Below are 16555 nucleotides of genomic sequence, written 5' to 3'. Positions count from 1 at the left end.
GGGTGTCAACCTCTGTGGTCAACCCTGTGGACACCGGATGATCGGGGCGGGATGGATTCGAACGAGCGCGAGCCCCTCGACGCAGCGGCTCCACCCCCGCCCAGAGCGCCCGGAATCGCCGGCCTGTCCACGCCGTACCGGGTCGTCACGGCCCTCGCCCTCGGAGCGGTGGCGGTGGCCGCCTGCGGGCACCTGGCCCTCGTCTTCCTGCACGTGGCCCCGTCCAACACGGTCAGCAAGCGGCACGCGCGCACGATCGACGGCTGGATCTACCCCGAGTTCGAACAGAACTGGAAGCTCTTCGCCCCGAACCCGCTCCAGCAGAACATCGCCGTGGAGGTGCGCGCGGAAGTGCGGACGGACGACGGACGGCTGGTGACCGGCAACTGGCGCGGGCTGTCCGCCGAGGACGGCGCGGCCATCCGCCACAGCCTGCTGCCCAGCCACACCGAGCAGAACGAGCTCCGCCGGGCCTGGGACTTCTTCACCACCTCCCACGACGAGGACAACAAGTCCACCGGCGACCGCGGCGCACTCGCCGAGGAATACCTGCGCCGGATCGCCCTGGACCGGCTGGACCCGCGCACGCCGGCCGATACGTCCGACGGCAAGGGCGGGCAGCTAGGTCGAGTCACCGAGGGCCGGATCGTACGGATCCAGCTGCGCGGGGCGACGACGGAGGTCGCCGCACCCAAGTGGTCCGACGAGAAGGCCGACACCCAGACGTACTACCGGGAGCTGCCGTGGTGGACGGTCTGAGGGGGCCCGGCGCGGCGGGGCTCAAGGCCTCCGCCGGACGGGCGCTGGCCCGGGTCAGCGGGCAGGCACTGGGCCCGTACCAGAGCGCCGTGGTCCGCATCGGCTTCGCCGGCACCTGGCTGTTCTTCCTGCTGCGGGAGTTCCCCCACCGCCACGAAATGTACGGGCCGGACGGACCGTGGAGCTGGGAGCTGGCGCAGCGGCTGATCGACTCGAACCGTGCCTTCACGGTGCTGATGTGGTCGGACTCGGCGCTCTGGTTCGAGATCGTCTACGCCGTGGCCGTGCTCTCGTCCGCCCTGCTGATGCTGGGCTGGCGCACCTGGGCGACCTCCGTGGTGTTCATGGTCGGCGTGCTGTCCCTGCAGAACCGCAGCGTCTTCATGGGCGACGGCGGGGACAACGTCATCCACCTGATGGCGATCTACCTCGTGCTGACCCGGTGCGCGCAGGTGTGGTCGCTGGACGCCCGCCGCGCCCGCCGCCTCGGCGCGGCCTCGGCCGGGCGGGCGGGGCCGGTGCTGTGGGGCGTGCTCGGCGCGGTGTTCGCGTACGGGGCCGCGACCGGGCGGTTCAGCACCGGCTGGCTGGTGGTCTTCACGGCCCTGTGGGTGCTCGCCGCGCTGTGGTGGATGGTCGACCGCTACGAGCCGGAGGGGGAGGGGCGGGCCGTCCTCGACGTCCTGGCCAACCTGCTGCACAACGCCGGAATGCTGGTGATCATGGTGGAGGTCTGCCTGATCTACGCGACGGCCGGGTGGTACAAGATCCAGGGTTCGCGGTGGCAGGACGGCACGGCGCTGTACTACCCGCTGAACCTGGACTACTTCACCCCGTGGCCCGGGGTCTCGGCCTTCCTCGGGAGCAGCGGCACGCTGGTCATGCTGCTGTCCTACGGGACGGTCGCGGTCCAGGTGGCCTTCCCGTTCACGCTGTTCAACCGGCGGATCAAGAACGTGCTGCTGGCGCTGATGATGCTGGAGCACGCCGGGATCGCGGTGCTGCTGGGTCTGCCGTTCTTCTCGATGGCGATGATCGCCGCCGATGCGGTGTTCCTGCCGACCGGCTTCCTGGTTTGGGTCGGCGCGCGGGTCGCTGCGCGGGGGTCCGTTCCGGACCGGGAGCCGGAGCCCTACGTGGACCCCGAGCCGGCGCTCCCCAGCCCGGTCCCTCGCTGAGGGCCGGTCCTGCAGGGCTGTCCCCTACCCGCCCTTCGCCCGTTCCCCGGGCTCTGCCCGGACCCGGTCCTCAAACGCCGGAGGGGCAGGATCGGAACGTAGGGTCGGCGGTATGAGTGAGCAGCACGGGACTCCCGACGGCAGCGAAGACACCGAACGGCAGTGGCGGGAGGGTGTCGCGCGGGAGGACCTCGTGCTTCTCGACGGGTTTCACGCGCTGAAGCACGCCCTGCGGTTCGGGGCGGACGTGCGGATGGTTGTCGCCGAGGAGCCGGACGCCGTACGGGGCCTCGCGCGCGAGTTGGCGCCGGACGTGGAGGCGGACGTGGCCCGGCTGGTGCGGCGGGCCCCGCTCAAGGGGCTGCTGGCGCGGGTGCACCCCACCGGGGTGGCGGCCCTCGCGGTCCGGCCCGACCGGGCCGCGGGGCGGGCCCGGCTCGACGCACGGCCCAGGACGGCCCCGATCGTGCTCCTCGACAACCCCCGCAACCTGGGCAACGTCGGCGCCGTCGTCCGGCTCGCCGCCGGCTTCGGCGCCACCGGCGTGGTCACCCGCGGCGACCTCGACCCCTGGCACCCCAACGTGGTCCGCGCCGGGGCGGGTCTGCACTACGCCACGACCGTGGACCGGGTGGAGCTCGGCACGCTGCCGCCCGGCCCGCTGTACGCCCTCGACCCGGAGGGCGAGGACATCCGCGCCCTCACCCTCCCGGACGAGGCCCTGCTCGCCTTCGGCTCCGAACGCCACGGCATCTCGCCCGAGCTGCGCGCCCGCGCCGATCACCTGGTGTCCCTGCCGATGCGGCCGCAGGTCTCCAGCTACAACCTGGCCACCAGCGTGGCCATGGCCCTCTTCCACTGGGGCGGGCCGAAGGAGACGGCCTAGCCCTGGCGGCGGACCTCCACCACGCGGAAGCGGTTCGACACGAAGGCCCCGTCGCACAGTGCGGCGTTCGCCGCCGGGTTGCCGCCGGAGCCGTGGAAGTCGGAGAAGGCCGCGGTCTGGTTCACATAGACCCCGCCCGTCAGGTTCAGCGAGAGCTGCGCCGACTCCTCCAGGCAGACCTCCTCGATGGCCCGCTCGGTGTCCGCGGACGTGGTGTACGCCCCGACCGTCATGGCGCCCTTCTCACGGACGGTGCGCCGCAGCAGTTCCAGGGCGCTCTCCGTGGAGTCGACCGCCACCGCGAAGGAGACCGGGCCGAAGCACTCCGAGAGGTAGGGGGCGGAGTCGTCCGGCTTGGCCGAGTCCAGCTTCACCATCACCGGCGTGCGCACCACCGCGCCCGGGAACTCCGGGTTCGTCACCTCGCGCGAGGCGAGCGCGACCTCGCCGAGCCCGGCCGCGGCCTCCAGGCGGGCCTTCACGTCCGGGTTGACCAGCGCGCCCAGCAGGGCGTTGGCCCGCGCGTCGTCGCCGAGCAGGCCGCCGACCGCGCCCGCGAGGTCCGAGACGACCTCGTCGTAGGACTTGTGCCCGGCGTCCGTCTCGATGCCGTCGCGCGGGATCAGCAGGTTCTGCGGGGTGGTGCACATCTGGCCGCTGTAGAGGGACAGGGAGAAGGCCAGGTTGGAGAGCATGCCCTTGTAGTTGTCGGTGGAGTCCAGGACGACGGTGTTGACGCCGGCCTTCTCCGTGTAGACCTGCGCCTGGCGGGCGTTGGTCTCCAGCCAGTCGCCGAACTCGGTGGACCCGGTGTAGTCGATGACCTTGATCTCGGGGCGGACGGCGAGCTCCTTGGCGATGCCCTCGCCCGGACGCTCCACGGCCAGCGCGACCAGGTTCGGGTCGAAGCCGGCGTCCGCCAGGACCTCGCGGGCCACCTGGACGGTCAGCGCCAGCGGGAGGACGGCGCGCGGGTGCGGCTTGACCAGCACCGGGTTGCCCGTGGCGAGGGAGGCGAAGATGCCCGGGTACCCGTTCCAGGTGGGGAAGGTGTTGCAGCCGATCATCAGGGAGATGCCGCGCGGGACGGCCGTGAAGGTCTTGCCGAGCTCGAGGGGGTCCTTCTTGCCCTGCGGCTTCGACCAGTCGGCCTGCCCCGGGACGCGGGTCTGCTCCTCGTAGGCGTAGGCCACCGCCTCCAGGCCGCGGTCCTGTGCGTGCGGGCCGCCCGCCTGGAACGCCATCATGAAGGCCTGGCCGCTGGTGTGCATGACGGCGTGCGCGAACTCGTGCGTCCGCGCCGAGATCCGGGCCAGGATCTCGATGCAGACCAGGGCGCGCACCTCGGGCCCGGCGTCCCGCCAGGCGCCCATGCCGGCCCGCATCGCGGGCAGCAGCACCTCCGGGTCCACGTGCGGGTACTCGACGCCGAGCTCCACTCCGTACGGGGAGGTCTCCGCGCCCGTCCAGCCGTCGGTCCCGGGCTGCCCGAGGTCGAGCCGGGTGCCGCGCAGCGCCTCGAAGGCGGCGAGGCCGTCGGCCGGCGCGGTCTCCCCGTACGCCTTGGGGTGCTCGGGGTGCGGGGACCAGTAGGCGCGGCTGCGGATGGTGGCCAGCGCCTGGTCCAGGGTGGGCCGGTGCTTGGCGGACAGCTGGGGGACGGTGAGCTCGGCGGCCATCAGGGACCAACTCCTCTTTGAGCCGGGCGGGATCAGGCGATCGGGGCAGGCAAGAAGGGATGAACAAGAGCAGACTGGAGTTAGAGTAACCGAACGATCGGTCGGGACAAGAGGGCCCGGCAGACCTGTGGACAAGTCGGTGCGGGAGGATCTGGGCATGACAGCAATCGAGCGGTCCCGCACAGTGGCGGTCGTCGGCGCCGGCACCATGGGGCAGGGCATCGCCCAAGTCGCCCTTCTCGCAGGTCACCGCGTGCTGATCTACGACATCAACGCCCTGCTCGCCGCCGACGCGGTCGGATTCGTCCAGGACCGGGTCGAGCGGATGGCCGCCAAGGGCCGTCTGGACCGCACCGAGTCCGAGGACGCGATCGGCCGGATCGCATCGGCGGCCGGGCTGCCGGAGCTGGCCGAAGCCGCCCTCGTGGTGGAGGCGGTCGTCGAGGACGTCACCGTCAAGCGGGCGCTCTTCGCGGCGCTCGAAGAGGTGGTTTCACCGGAGGCGCTGCTGGCCACCAACACCTCCTCCCTCTCGGTCACCGAGCTCGCCGCCGGACTCGCGCACCCCGGCCGCTTCCTGGGCCTGCACTTCTTCAACCCGGCCCCGCTGCTCCCGCTGGTCGAGGTGGTCTCCGGGTTCGCGACGGACCCGGCCGCCGCCGACCGCGCGTACTCCACCGTCCTGGGCTGGGGGAAGACGCCGGTGCGCTGCGCCGACACCCCGGGCTTCATCGTCAACCGGATCGCCCGGCCCTTCTACGCCGAGGCCTTCGCGGTGTACGAGGAGCAGGGCGCCGACCCGGCGACCATCGACGCCGTGCTCCGCGAGAGCGGCGGCTTCAAGATGGGCCCCTTCGCGCTGACCGACCTGATCGGCCAGGACGTCAACGAGGCCGTCACCCGCTCGGTGTGGGAGTCCTTCTTCCGCAGCCCCAAGTTCACCCCGTCCCTCGCGCAGCGGCGGCTGGTCCAGTCGGGCCGCCTCGGACGCAAGTCGGGCCACGGCTGGTACCCGTACGGCCCGGACGCGAAGGCCCCGGCCCCGCACACCGCCGGCCCCGAGGACGCGCCCGCGAAGGTGACCGTCGTCGGTGATCTCGGACCGGCAGCCGGCCTCCTCGACCTCCTGGAGGAGGCCGGGATCGAGGTCACGGACGTCGAGCACGGCGGCCCGTACATCCAGCTGCCCGGCGAGGGGCAGCTCGTGCTCGCCGACGGCAAGACGGCGATCGAGTTCGCCGACGTCGTCTACTTCGACCTCGCCTTCGACTACCGCGACGCCACCCGGATCGCGCTCTCCGTCAGCGAGGACACGAGCGAGCGGACGCTCGCGGAGGCCGTCGGGCTGTTCCAGAAGCTCGGCAAGAAGGTCTCCGTCATCGGCGACGTCCCGGGCATGATCGTCGCCCGGACGGTCGCGATGCTGATCGACCTCACCGCCGACGCCGTCGCGCGCGGGGTGGCGGGCGCCGAGGACATCGACACGGCGATGCGGCTCGGGGTCAACTACCCTGCGGGCCCCGCCGAATGGCACGACCGGCTCGGCCGCGACTGGGCGTACGACCTGCTGCACCACCTCGACGAGCGCTGTCCCGGCGGCCGGTACGCGCCCTCGCTGGCGCTGTACAAGCTCGGCTACGCGGCGGGCGACGACGACGCAGAGGACGCAGAGGGCGCAGAGAACGCGGCTGCCGCCGACGACGACGGCCCGGACGACGCGGCGGGGGAGACGGAATGACGACGGCCAAGCGGGACACGTACACGCCCGAGACGCTCCTGTCGGTCGCCGTCCAGGTCTTCAACGAGCGCGGCTACGACGGCACCTCGATGGAGCACCTCTCCAAGGCGGCCGGCATCTCGAAGTCCTCGATCTACCACCACGTCGCCGGCAAGGAGGAGCTGCTCCACCGCGCCGTCAGCCGGGCCCTGGACGAGCTCTTCGCGGTCCTGGCGGAGCCGGGGGCGATACGGGGCCGCGCGGTCGAACGCGTCGAGTACGTCACGCGCCGCACGGTCGAGGTCCTCGTCGCGGAGCTCCCCTACGTGACCCTGCTGCTGCGGGTCCGGGGCAACACCCGCACCGAGCGCTGGGCCCTGGAGCGCCGCCGCGAGTTCGACCACCAGGTCGCGGAGCTGCTGAAGGCGGCCGCCGCCGAGGGCGACCTGCGGGCGGACGTGGACATCCGGCTCGCCACCCGGCTGCTCTTCGGCATGGTCAACTCGCTGGTCGAGTGGTACCGCCCGCACCCGGGCACCACCCCCGACCAGCTCGCGGACGCGGTGGTCAGCATGGCCCTGGACGGCCTGCGCACGCAGCGGTGACCCGCTACCCCGCGTGGGCGGCCCGGGGGCGGTAGAGCTCGCGGGCGCGGGCCAGGGCTCCGGGCCCGTCCGGGGGCAGGGGCAGGAAGTGGTCCAGCTGCCACGCCTGGGCGGCGGAGGCCTGCCGGTTGGGGGCGGTCACCCAGGGCGGGTAGACGCGGAACGCCCTCTTCCCGCCGGACCCGTGTGCCGATACGACACCGTTCCGGTGAAGCGTGTCCACGGAGAAGACGAACTGGCCGGTGCGGTCGCCGTCGCGGGTGGCGACGACGAAGAGGTCGACCGGGTCGGCGGTGTCGAAGGGCTGGATGGGACCGCCCGGGGACCGCTTCCACAGCGTGACGAACTGCCCCGCCTTGGTGGGGGTCGTCCTGGCCGCGCGGAACCGGACGGCGAGCCCGTCGAGGGTGAAGGCGTGGGCGGCGTACTCGGCGCTCTCGGCTTCGGGTACCGGCGCTGAGCAGGTGAACCCGCAGGGGTCGTAGACGAGCTCCTTGGCCGCGAGGAGATCCGGGTGCGGGCCGGGGGTCCGTGCCATGTGGCTAGTCCTCCGTGATCGTGGGGCCGGCGGCCGGGTCGCGGGCCAGCAGATCCGTTTCTTCGAAAACCAGCAGGGTGCGCGTGGAGAGGACCTCCGGGATGGACTGGAGGCGGGTCAGGACCAGCTCGCGCAGGGTGCGGTTGTCCGGGGTGTGGACCAGGAGCAGGACGTCGAAATCGCCGCTGACCAGGGCGATGTGGGCTGCGCCGGGGAGTTCGCGGAGCTGTTCGCGGACCGTGCGCCAGGAGTTCTGGACGATCTTCAGGGTGATATAGGCGGAGGCCCCCTGACCTGCGCGTTCGTGGTTGACGCGGGCGGTGAAGCCGCGGATCACCCCGTCGTCGATGAGCCGGTTGATCCGGGCGTAGGCATTGGCCCGGGACACGTGGACCTGTTCGGCGACGGAGCGTATCGAGGCGCGGCCGTCCGCCTGGAGCAGCCGCACGATCGACCGGTCGATCGGGTCCAGCGGGCGGGGCGGTGCCGTCGGCCCGGGGGCTACCGGCGGTACGGGCGCGCCCCCGAGTGCGCCCCCCGCTCCGGAACCCGTTGCCGGGCCCGGCGCGGAACCCGCTCCGGCCATTTGTTCATCCGTCATCGCCCGATGCCTGCCTCTCCTGGACGTCCTGCACCCATACCAGGGCGTCGACGCCACTTTGTCCACAGCCTGGCGCCGCCTGTAGCCAAATTGCCCGGACAACCGAACAATCGGTAGGTGAGGCGCCTCACACCCGGGGCCCTCCCTGCCCGCTTCCCACGAGGAGGTGTACGCCGCCATGACGGTCCAAGAGCTGCCCGGTGCCGGTGCGTCCCACCGCTCCACCCCGCCGCCCGCCTGGAGGCCCCGTACGGATGCCGCCCCGCTGCTCCCGGACCCCGAGCCGTACCGGGTGCTGGGCACCCCGGCCGCCGACCGGCTCGACCCCGAGCTGATGCTGCGGTGCTACGCCGAGCTGGTGCGCGGCCGCCGCTACAACGCCCAGGCCACCGCCCTCACCCGGCAGGGCCGTCTGGCCGTATATCCGTCCACCGTCGGCCAGGAAGCGTGCGAGATCGCCGCAGCCCTGGTCTTGGAGGAGCAGGACTGGCTCTTCCCGAGCTACCGCGACACCCTCGCGGCCGTGGCGCGCGGACTCGATCCCGTACAGGCGCTGACGCTGCTGCGCGGCGACTGGCACACCGGGTACGACCCGCGCGAGCACCGGATAGCCCCCCTCTCGACGCCCCTCGCCACCCAGCTGCCGCACGCGGTCGGCCTGGCGCACGCCGCCCGGCTGCGCGGTGACGACGTGGTCGCCCTCGCCATGGTCGGCGACGGCGGCACCAGCGAGGGCGACTTCCACGAGGCCATGAACTTCGCCGCCGTCTGGCAGGCGCCGGTCGTCTTCCTCGTCCAGAACAACGGCTTCGCGATCTCCGTCCCGCTCGCCAAGCAGACCGCCGCCCCGACCCTGGCCCACAAGGCCGTGGGGTACGGGATGCCCGGCCGCCTCGTCGACGGCAACGACATCGCCGCCATGCACGAGGTGCTGTCCGAGGCGGTCCGGCGCGCTCGCTCCGGCGGCGGACCGACCATGATCGAGGCGGTCACGTACCGCATCGAGGCCCACACCAACGCCGACGACGCCACCCGCTACCGGGGCGACGCAGAGGTCGAGGCCTGGAAGGCGCACGACCCGGTCGAGCTGCTGGAGCGCGAGCTGACCGCGCGCGGCCTGCTGGACGAGGCGGGCATCAAGGCCGCCAAGGACGCGGCCGAGGCGATGGCGGCGGATCTGAGGGACGCGATGAACGCGGAGCCGGTGCTCGACCCGATGGACCTCTTCGCACACGTCTACGCGGAGCAGACCGGCCAGCTGCGCGAACAGGCGGCCATGCTCCGTGCCGAGCTGGACGCGGCCGAGCAGGAAGAGGGGGACGGATCATGACCACGGTGGCGGTGAAGCCGGTGAACACCAAGCCGGCGACCATGGCCCAGGCCCTGAACCGGGCGATGCGCGACGCGATGGCCGAGGACCCGACCGTCCACGTCATGGGCGAGGACGTCGGGGCGCTCGGCGGGGTCTTCCGCATCACGGACGGCCTCGCGAAGGAGTTCGGCGAGGACCGCTGTACGGACACCCCGCTCGCCGAGGCCGGAATACTCGGCGCGGCCGTCGGCATGGCCATGTACGGGCTGCGGCCGGTCGTGGAGATGCAGTTCGACGCCTTCGCGTACCCGGCCTTCGAGCAGCTGATCTCGCACGTGGCGAAGATGCGCAACCGCACGCGGGGCGCGATGCCGCTGCCGATCACCATCCGGGTGCCGTACGGCGGCGGGATCGGCGGGGTGGAGCACCACTGCGACTCCTCCGAGGCGTACTACGTGGCCACGCCCGGGCTCACCGTCGTCACCCCGGCGACGGTCGAGGACGCGTACGGACTGCTGCGCGCCTCGATAGCCAGCGACGACCCGGTGATCTTCCTGGAGCCGAAGCGGCTGTACTGGTCCAAGGCCGACTGGTCGCCCGAGGCGCCCGCGGCGGTCCCCGGGATCGGCAAGGCGCTCGTCCGGCGGACCGGCACGAGCGCGACGCTGATCACCTACGGGCCCTCGCTGCCCGTGTGCCTGGAGGCGGCCGAGGCGGCCCGCGAGGAGGGCTGGGACCTGGAGGTCGTGGACCTCCGCTCGCTGGTCCCCTTCGACGAGGAGACCGTCGTGGCCTCCGTGCGCCGGACCGGGCGCGCGGTGGTGGTCCACGAGTCCGGCGGCTTCGGCGGACCGGGCGCGGAGATCGCCGCCCGGGTCACGGAGCGGTGCTTCCACCACCTGGAGGCGCCCGTGCTGCGCGTCGCCGGCTTCGACATCCCGTATCCGCCGCCGATGCTGGAGAAGCACCACCTGCCCGGCGTGGACCGGATCCTGGACACCGTGGCCCGTCTGCAGTGGGAGAACTGATGCCGCAGGTCATGGAGTTCAAGCTGCCGGACCTGGGGGAAGGGCTGACCGAGGCGGAGATCGTCCGCTGGCTGGTGGCCGTCGGCGACGTCGTCGCCATCGACCAGCCCGTCGTCGAGGTCGAGACGGCCAAGGCGATGGTGGAGGTGCCCTGCCCGTACGGGGGCGTGGTCACCGCCCGCTTCGGCGAGGAGGGGACGGAACTGCCCGTCGGAGCCCCGCTGATCACGGTGGCGGTGGGTGCGCAGTGCGCGCCGGCCGATGCCGACGCCCCCGAGGGGACCGCGGACTCCGCGAACGCGCCCCGGCCCTTGATCGGTTACGGCTCGGACCATTCACGTCCGGCGCGTCGGAGGCGGGTGCGACCCGGCTCCGCCGCGCCGGGGGTCGCTTCCACGGATCCGGCTCCGGCCGCGGTCGCGGTGGTCGCGGCGGTCACGGCACCTGCCGTCACGGCACCGGCGGCCACCGCACCGGCCGTCGTCGCCGGGCCGGTGCCGGTCATCTCGCCGCTGGTGCGCAAGCTGGCCCGGGACCACGGGGTGGACCTGCGCGCCCTGCGCGGAACGGGACCCGAGGGCCTGATCCTGCGCGCGGACGTCGAGGCGGCGCTGCGCGCACCGGCTCACGCGCCGTCGGTCGTGGCTCCCGCCGCGGTCCCGGCCGGTACCTCCGCCGCGCCGGAGGGCGCCACGCGGATCCCCCTCAAGGGGGTGCGCGGGGCGGTCGCGGACAAGCTGTCGCGAAGCCGGCGCGAGATCCCGGACGCCACCTGCTGGGTCGACGCGGACGCCACCGAGCTGATGGCGACCCGGGCGGCGATGAACGCCGCGGGCGGCCCCAAGATCTCGGTGCTCGCGCTGCTCGCCCGGATCTGCACGGCGGCGCTGGCCCGCCACCCGGAGCTCAACTCCACGGTGGACCTCGCGGCGAACGAGATCGTCCGGCTGCCGGCCGTGCACTTGGGCTTCGCCGCGCAGACGGAGCGGGGCCTGATGGTCCCGGTGGTCCGGGACGCGCAGACGCGCAGCGCGGAGTCGCTGTCGGCGGAGTTCGCCCGGCTCACCGAGCTGGCCCGGGCGGGGAAGCTGGCCCCGGCCGATCTCACCGGCGGCACCTTCACCCTGAACAACTACGGGGTGTTCGGGGTCGACGGCTCCACGCCGATCATCAACCACCCCGAGGCGGCGATGCTCGGTGTGGGGCGGATCATTCCGAAGCCGTGGGTGCACCAGGGGGAGTTGGCGGTCCGGCAGGTCGTCCAGTTGTCTCTGACGTTCGATCACCGGGTGTGCGATGGCGGGACCGCGGGTGGGTTCCTGCGGTACGTCGCCGACTGCGTCGAGTCGCCCTCGGTGCTGCTGCGCAGCCTGTAGCACCCCTAGGCGGGTGCGGGGCGGGTGCGGGTGGTCTGCCCTGCGGGGCGGAGTCCCCTACCCGCCCTTCGCCCGTTCCCCGGGGCGCAGCCCCGGACCCGCTGGGGCTGCGCCCCGGACCCGCTGGGGCTGCGCGCCGGACCGGCGCGCCTCACACGTCGGCGGGGCTGGATGTGGGTTCAGGTCGTCAGGAGCAGTTTGCCCACGTGGGTGCTTGCCTCCAGGACGCGGTGGGCCTCGGCTGCGTCCTGCATCGGGTACGTCGCGTGCACGACCGGGTGGATGCGGCCCGCCGCTACCTGGGGCCATACGTGTTCCCGTACGGCCGCGACGATCGCCGCCTTCTCCTCCAGGGGGCGGGCCCGGAGCGTGGTGGCGGTGATCGCCGCCCGCTTCGCCAGCAGGGCGGCCAGGTTGAGCTCCGCCTTGACCCCGCCCTGGAGTCCGATGATCGCCAGGCGGCCGTTCACGGCCAGCGCGTCCACGTTCCGGGTCAGGTACTTCGCGCCCATGATGTCCAGGATCACGTCCGCCCCGGCGCCGTCCGTGGCCGCCCGGACCTCCTCCACGAAGTCCTGCTCGCGGTAGTCGATCAGGATGTCGGCGCCCAGTTCGGCGCAGCGCGCCAGCTTCTCCTTGCCGCCCGCCGTGACCGCGACCCGCGCGCCCACGGCCTTGGCCAGCTGGATCGCCATCGTCCCGATGCCGCTCGATCCACCGTGCACCAGCAGGGTTTCGCCCGGGCGCAGACCGGCCACCATGAACACGTTCGACCAGACCGTGGCGACGACCTCCGGCAGGGCCGCCGCCGTCACCAGGTCCACGCCCGCCGGTACCGGCAGCAGTTGGCCCGCCGGGACGGCCACCCGCTGCGCGTACCCGCCGCCGGCGAGCAGCGCGCACACCTCGTCGCCGACGGACCAGCCGGACACCCCGGCCCCGATCGCGGAGATCCGCCCGGAGCACTCCAGGCCGGGATGGGGCGAGGCGCCGGGCGGAGGGTTGTAGAAACCCTGCCGCTGCAGGACGTCGGCGCGGTTCACGGCGCTCGCCGCCACCTCGACGAGGACCTCGCCGTCACCGGCCACCGGGTCGGGTGCTTCGGCCCACACCAGGGACTCGGGGCCGCCGGGCTGTTCGATGGTGATCGCATGCATGGCCGGAGGCTATCGCCCCCGGAGCGCTCAGTCCGCCGAACCCAGCACCACGGGCGGGGTGGCCGAGGGGGCCGCGCGGACGATGGTGATCACGCGGTCCGTCAGCTGGAGGGGGCTCGCGTGCGGATCGTCGTACGGGAGCAGGCGGTGGCCGCGCAGGACGCTGACGACCAGGTCGTCGGTGTCCCGGACCGATTTGCCGACCTCCGCCCGGTTCACCGGACGCTCGATCAGGTCGAGCCCGCTGCCCTGCTGGATGAGGTCCTCCATCACGGTGCCCGCGCTCGGGCTGAGCACGGAGAGGCCGAGCAGGCGGCCCGCCGCGCTCGCGCTCGTGATGACCGCGTCGGCGCCCGACTGGCGCAGCAGCGGCGCGTTCTCCTCTTCCCGGACGGCCGCCACGATCTTCGCGCCGCGGTTGAGCTGGCGGGCCGTCAGGGTGACGAGGACCGCCGTATCGTCGCGCTGGGTAGCGATGACGATCTGACGGGCCTTCTGGATCTCGGCGCGCAGCAGGACGTCGGAGCGCGTGGCATCGCCGACGACCCCCGTGAACCCCTCCGCGTTGGCGATGTCGATCACCTTGGCGCTGGGGTCGACGATGACGACCTGCTCCTTGCTGAGGCCGGTGGCCAGCAGGGTCTGCAGGGCGGAGCGGCCCTTCGTGCCGAAGCCGACGACGACCGTGTGGTCACGCAAGTTCTTCCTCCAGCGGCTGAGCCGCCACTCTTCCCTGGTGCGTTCGGTGAGGACTTCCAGGGTGGTGCCGACCAGGATGATCAGGAACAGCACGCGCAGCGGGGTGATCAGCAGGACGTTGACCAGCCGCGCGCTGTCGCTGTACGGGACGATGTCGCCGTAGCCGGTGGTCGACAGCGTGACGGTCGCGTAGTAGACGCAGTCGAGGAAGTCGACCTTGTTGTTGGCGTTGTCGTGGTAACCCTCGCGGTCGATCCACACGATCATGACCGTCAGGGCCATCACGAAGAGCGCCATCAGCAGGCGGCGCGTGACCTGACGGAGCGGCTTTTCGACGATGCGCTTGGGCAGTTTGATGCGGCGCGAGACGAGCTTCTCGTCGGCGCCGCGTGCCATCGCGTCGGATCCGTGAAGTTTCACGTGAAACATCCCCCCGAGGCCCACGGGAGATCGAGGATCTCCAACTCCTGGCCGGACCGCGCCCCGTTCGGGGGTACGACGGCCAGCGCGTCCGCGGCGGCCACGCCGCGCAGCATCGCCGGCCCGTTGTAGCGCAGCGGTACGGCGTGGTCCTCGGTCAGCAGGACCGGTACGAGCCGGGTGTCGTGCGGGTGACCCGGTACGTCGCCCTCCACGGGCACCACGTACCGGGGGCGCGGGCGCCGTCCGGCGAGGGCGCGCAGCAGCGGTTCGGCGAGGGTGAGCAGCCCGGAGACGGCGGCCAGCGGGTTGCCGGGCAGCCCCACCAGATGGCGGATCGGGTCCTGGCCGGGGGCCCCGCCGCCGATGCGGGCCAGCAGCATCGGGTGCCCGGGGCGTACCGCAACCCCGTCGACGAGCAGGTCGGCGCCGGCCTTGGCGAGCACGGGGTGGACGTGGTCGACGGGGCCGGAGGCGGTGCCGCCGGTGGTGATGACCACGTCGGCGGCGGTGCCGGTGACGGCCGCCAGCAGTGCTTCGGCGCCCGCCGGGTCGTCGCCGAGCCGCCGGACGGCGATGACCTCGGCGCCGAGCCGGGTCAGCCAGGGGCCCAGCATGGGGCTCAGGGCGTCGCGGATGAGCCCGTCGTGCGGGGGCCCCTCGGTGAGCAGTTCGTCGCCGAGGACCAGGATCTCCACGCGCGGCCGGGGGCGGGTGGTGAGCTCGTCGTACCCGGCGGCCGCGGCGAGGCCGAGGACGGCCGGGGTCACCAGGGAGCCCGCCGGCAGCAACAGGTCGCCCGAGCGGCATTCCTGGCCGCGCGGGCGGATGTCCTGGCCGGTGGCGACGGGACGTTCGGCGTACAGCAGGGCGCCGGCCTCGCGGGAGTGCTCGCTGCGGATCACGGCGTTGGTGTCCGCGGGGATCCGGGCGCCGGTGGCGATCCGTACGGCCTCGCCGTCCGCGAGGGGCGCGGGGCGCTCGCTCCCGGCCAGTGCGCTCTCGCCGGCGCGGACGGTCCAGGGGCCGGGACCGGCGACGGCCCAGCCGTCCATCGCGGAGGTGTCGAAGGACGGCAGGTCGCCCAGGGCGTCGAGGGGCGCGGCCAGCACCTCGCCGAGGGCGGCCGCCAGGGGAACCCGGTGGGTGCGGCCGCGGACGGCCGAACCGGCACGGGTGGCGGTCTCCCGGGCCCGGTGCCAGGGCGCGGCGTGGTGACCGCCGCCGGTGCCGACGGCGGCGTCGGAACGGGGGTCGCGGCTGACCAGAGCGAGGGCCTGGTCGAGGGCGCGGTCGGCGTCGGTGCCGGGGTCGGCGGTCATCCGGAGCCGGTCGCTTCGGGGCCGGTGGCCTCGCGGCCGGTGGCGCCCGGGGCCTCGGCGGCTTCCGCGGCCTGGCCTTCGGCGGCCCAGCGCAGGGCCAGTTCGGCGGCCTTGCGGGAGGCCTCGGCCACGGCCTGTGCGGGGTCGGCCCCGGTGGCTTCGGCGTGGGCCGCCGCGTAGCCGACGAGGAAGGTCGTCAGCGGGGCGGCGGGCCGGGCGACGCCGTGCGCGGCGTCACGGGCGAGGTCGAGCAGGGTCTTGGTGTCGACGGCGACGTCGATGCCCAGCTCGTTCTTGACGGCGGTGATCCATTGCTCCAGCACGGTTCCATGCTCTCTGATTCGGGCGCGGGCGGCGGCGAGATCGTCCCAGGTGTCGCAGTCGAAGGAGGCGAGTGGCGCAGCCGCGGTGACCGGGGTGAGGTCGAGTTCGGCGGTGAGGGCGCGCAGGGGGAGGCCGTTCACCGAGCCGTGTTCGGCGGCCAGCAGGGCGATTTCCCTGCGCAGGGGCTCGGCGCGGTAGGCGGCGACCAGGGGCTGGTCGCGGCCGCCCGGGTCCCGGAGCAGGGCTCCGTCACGGGCGTGGTGTTCGGGCGCGTCGAGGGTTCGGAGCAGGGCGCCGACGGTGTCCCGGTCCAGGAACGGCAGATCGGCGGAGAGTACGAGGACCAGCGCGGCGGTGGTGTGCCGCAGCCCGGCGTCCAGCGCGGCGAGGGGGCCGCCGCCGGGGGGGTCCTCCCGGGCCCACTGCACGGGCCGGGCGGTGGGCCTGCGGCCGGCGACGACGACGGTGGTGCGGGCGTCTTCGCAGGCGTCCAGGACGCGGTCGAGGAGGGGGCGGCCTCCGACCAGGAGGCCGGGTTTGTCGGCTCCGCCCAGTCGCCTTGCGGCGCCGCCTGCCAGGACGATGGCGTCGTAGGTCATTCCCCGAGTATGCGGGGGGTCGGGGCCGGATGGGATGTGGCGTTTACCGGGTTCTTACCCGGTCGCCCGCGGGGTCGGCTGCGGGTGTGCCGCTGCGTGGGGCGGAGTCCCCGCTGGGCTCCATGCTGCTGCGCGGGGCCAAGTCCCCGCTGGGCTCCATGCCGCTGCACGGGGCCAAGTCCCCGCTGCGCCCTTCGCCGCTGCGCGGGGCGAAGTCCCCTACCCGCCCTTCCACCGTTCCCCGGGCGCTGCCCGGACCCGCGCCTCAAACGCCGGCGGGGCTGGGTGTGTGTCCCCGGGCGCTGCCCGGAGCCCGGTCCTCAAGCGCCGGACGGGCTGGAGGGGGGTACCGGGC

15 protein-coding genes are annotated in these 16555 nt (G+C 73.2%); 8 read left to right on the top strand and 7 right to left on the bottom strand.

Annotation, left to right across the window (positions count from 1 at the left end):
• Positions 1–51: 51 nt before the first annotated feature.
• The 3 genes from ACFVX6_RS23395 to ACFVX6_RS23385 all read left to right on the top strand — a co-directional run bounded on the left by ACFVX6_RS23395 (position 52) and on the right by ACFVX6_RS23385 (position 2823).
• The gene (locus tag ACFVX6_RS23395) at positions 52–759 is read left to right on the top strand and encodes a DUF5819 family protein (RefSeq protein ID WP_389694387.1); all 708 of its coding nucleotides are present in this window, start codon (positions 52–54) and stop codon (positions 757–759) included.
• On the top strand, positions 747–1937 hold the full coding sequence (locus ACFVX6_RS23390; RefSeq protein WP_389694385.1) for an HTTM domain-containing protein: 1191 nt from the start codon (positions 747–749) through the stop codon (positions 1935–1937). The genes ACFVX6_RS23395 and ACFVX6_RS23390 overlap by 13 nt, the downstream gene beginning before the upstream one ends.
• A gap of 112 nt (positions 1938–2049) precedes the next feature.
• On the top strand, positions 2050–2823 hold the full coding sequence (locus tag ACFVX6_RS23385) for a TrmH family RNA methyltransferase (RefSeq protein ID WP_389694383.1): 774 nt from the start codon (positions 2050–2052) through the stop codon (positions 2821–2823).
• Here the strand turns inward: ACFVX6_RS23385 and paaN are convergent.
• The gene (gene paaN, locus ACFVX6_RS23380; RefSeq protein WP_389694381.1) at positions 2820–4502 is read right to left on the bottom strand and encodes a phenylacetic acid degradation protein PaaN; all 1683 of its coding nucleotides are present in this window, start codon (positions 4500–4502) and stop codon (positions 2820–2822) included. The two genes, ACFVX6_RS23385 and paaN, sit on opposite strands and share 4 nt — an antisense overlap.
• 157 nt (positions 4503–4659) lie before the next feature.
• Between paaN and ACFVX6_RS23375 the strand changes: the two genes are divergently transcribed.
• Positions 4660–6240: a 3-hydroxyacyl-CoA dehydrogenase gene (locus ACFVX6_RS23375; RefSeq protein ID WP_389694379.1), complete on the top strand. Its 1581-nt coding sequence runs from the start codon at positions 4660–4662 to the stop codon at positions 6238–6240.
• Complete coding sequence (locus ACFVX6_RS23370; RefSeq protein ID WP_274548577.1) at positions 6237–6824, top strand: TetR/AcrR family transcriptional regulator; 588 nt, start codon at positions 6237–6239, stop codon at positions 6822–6824. The genes ACFVX6_RS23375 and ACFVX6_RS23370 overlap by 4 nt, the downstream gene beginning before the upstream one ends.
• 4 nt (positions 6825–6828) lie before the next feature.
• On the opposite strand, the gene ACFVX6_RS23365 is transcribed toward ACFVX6_RS23370, so the two are convergent.
• Complete coding sequence (locus ACFVX6_RS23365) at positions 6829–7362, bottom strand: MepB family protein (RefSeq protein ID WP_389694377.1); 534 nt, start codon at positions 7360–7362, stop codon at positions 6829–6831.
• A gap of 4 nt (positions 7363–7366) precedes the next feature.
• Entirely contained in the window at positions 7367–7963 is a 597-nt protein-coding gene (locus ACFVX6_RS23360; protein WP_389694375.1) for an Lrp/AsnC family transcriptional regulator, read from the bottom strand.
• A gap of 178 nt (positions 7964–8141) precedes the next feature.
• On the opposite strand from ACFVX6_RS23360, the gene pdhA reads away from it, so the two are divergent.
• From pdhA to ACFVX6_RS23345, 3 genes are read left to right on the top strand one after another with little or no spacing between them, the layout of a single operon-like run.
• On the top strand, positions 8142–9293 hold the full coding sequence (pdhA, locus tag ACFVX6_RS23355; protein WP_389694373.1) for a pyruvate dehydrogenase (acetyl-transferring) E1 component subunit alpha: 1152 nt from the start codon (positions 8142–8144) through the stop codon (positions 9291–9293).
• Positions 9290–10303: an alpha-ketoacid dehydrogenase subunit beta gene (locus ACFVX6_RS23350; RefSeq protein WP_389694371.1), complete on the top strand. Its 1014-nt coding sequence runs from the start codon at positions 9290–9292 to the stop codon at positions 10301–10303. The genes pdhA and ACFVX6_RS23350 overlap by 4 nt, the downstream gene beginning before the upstream one ends.
• Positions 10303–11679: a dihydrolipoamide acetyltransferase family protein gene (locus tag ACFVX6_RS23345; RefSeq protein WP_389694369.1), complete on the top strand. Its 1377-nt coding sequence runs from the start codon at positions 10303–10305 to the stop codon at positions 11677–11679. The genes ACFVX6_RS23350 and ACFVX6_RS23345 overlap by 1 nt, the downstream gene beginning before the upstream one ends.
• Before the next feature lie 179 nt (positions 11680–11858).
• Here ACFVX6_RS23345 and ACFVX6_RS23340 read toward each other — a convergent pair whose 3' ends face one another.
• Genes ACFVX6_RS23340 through ACFVX6_RS23325 form a run of 4 tightly spaced genes read right to left on the bottom strand, consistent with a single transcriptional unit; the run spans position 11859 to position 16200 of the window.
• The gene (locus tag ACFVX6_RS23340) at positions 11859–12836 is read right to left on the bottom strand and encodes an NAD(P)H-quinone oxidoreductase (protein ID WP_389694367.1); all 978 of its coding nucleotides are present in this window, start codon (positions 12834–12836) and stop codon (positions 11859–11861) included.
• A gap of 27 nt (positions 12837–12863) precedes the next feature.
• Positions 12864–13964: a potassium channel family protein gene (locus ACFVX6_RS23335; protein WP_389694365.1), complete on the bottom strand. Its 1101-nt coding sequence runs from the start codon at positions 13962–13964 to the stop codon at positions 12864–12866.
• Entirely contained in the window at positions 13952–15277 is a 1326-nt protein-coding gene (locus ACFVX6_RS23330; protein WP_389694363.1) for a molybdopterin molybdotransferase MoeA, read from the bottom strand. The genes ACFVX6_RS23335 and ACFVX6_RS23330 overlap by 13 nt, the downstream gene beginning before the upstream one ends.
• Positions 15274–16200 carry an NTP transferase domain-containing protein gene (locus ACFVX6_RS23325; RefSeq protein WP_389694361.1) on the bottom strand — a complete coding sequence of 309 codons (927 nt, stop codon included), beginning with the start codon at positions 16198–16200 and terminating at the stop codon, positions 15274–15276. The genes ACFVX6_RS23330 and ACFVX6_RS23325 overlap by 4 nt, the downstream gene beginning before the upstream one ends.
• Positions 16201–16555 lie beyond the last annotated feature (355 nt).

This window comes from Streptomyces sp. NPDC058289 (assembly GCF_042880975.1).
GTDB classification, from domain to species: Bacteria; Actinomycetota; Actinomycetes; order Streptomycetales; family Streptomycetaceae; genus Streptomyces; species Streptomyces stoeckheimensis.
The sequence above is the reverse complement of the archived record's forward strand: the minus strand, read 5'-3'. Positions and strand labels throughout refer to the sequence as shown.

What these genes read in the sequence shown, in the direction of transcription:
- ACFVX6_RS23375 (WP_389694379.1), top strand. Translation starts at nt 4,660, where the DNA reads ATGACAGCAATCGAGCGGTCCCGCACAGTGGCGGTCGTCGGCGCCGGC.
- ACFVX6_RS23395 (WP_389694387.1), top strand. Translation starts at nt 52, where the DNA reads ATGGATTCGAACGAGCGCGAGCCCCTCGACGCAGCGGCTCCACCCCCG.
- ACFVX6_RS23350 (WP_389694371.1), top strand. Translation starts at nt 9,290, where the DNA reads ATGACCACGGTGGCGGTGAAGCCGGTGAACACCAAGCCGGCGACCATG.
- ACFVX6_RS23330 (WP_389694363.1), bottom strand. Translation starts at nt 15,277, where the DNA reads ATGACCGCCGACCCCGGCACCGACGCCGACCGCGCCCTCGACCAGGCC.
- ACFVX6_RS23385 (WP_389694383.1), top strand. Translation starts at nt 2,050, where the DNA reads ATGAGTGAGCAGCACGGGACTCCCGACGGCAGCGAAGACACCGAACGG.
- ACFVX6_RS23360 (WP_389694375.1), bottom strand. Translation starts at nt 7,963, where the DNA reads ATGACGGATGAACAAATGGCCGGAGCGGGTTCCGCGCCGGGCCCGGCA.
- ACFVX6_RS23340 (WP_389694367.1), bottom strand. Translation starts at nt 12,836, where the DNA reads ATGCATGCGATCACCATCGAACAGCCCGGCGGCCCCGAGTCCCTGGTG.
- ACFVX6_RS23335 (WP_389694365.1), bottom strand. Translation starts at nt 13,964, where the DNA reads ATGTTTCACGTGAAACTTCACGGATCCGACGCGATGGCACGCGGCGCC.
- ACFVX6_RS23370 (WP_274548577.1), top strand. Translation starts at nt 6,237, where the DNA reads ATGACGACGGCCAAGCGGGACACGTACACGCCCGAGACGCTCCTGTCG.
- ACFVX6_RS23345 (WP_389694369.1), top strand. Translation starts at nt 10,303, where the DNA reads ATGCCGCAGGTCATGGAGTTCAAGCTGCCGGACCTGGGGGAAGGGCTG.
- paaN (WP_389694381.1), bottom strand. Translation starts at nt 4,502, where the DNA reads ATGGCCGCCGAGCTCACCGTCCCCCAGCTGTCCGCCAAGCACCGGCCC.
- ACFVX6_RS23365 (WP_389694377.1), bottom strand. Translation starts at nt 7,362, where the DNA reads ATGGCACGGACCCCCGGCCCGCACCCGGATCTCCTCGCGGCCAAGGAG.
- ACFVX6_RS23325 (WP_389694361.1), bottom strand. Translation starts at nt 16,200, where the DNA reads ATGACCTACGACGCCATCGTCCTGGCAGGCGGCGCCGCAAGGCGACTG.
- pdhA (WP_389694373.1), top strand. Translation starts at nt 8,142, where the DNA reads ATGACGGTCCAAGAGCTGCCCGGTGCCGGTGCGTCCCACCGCTCCACC.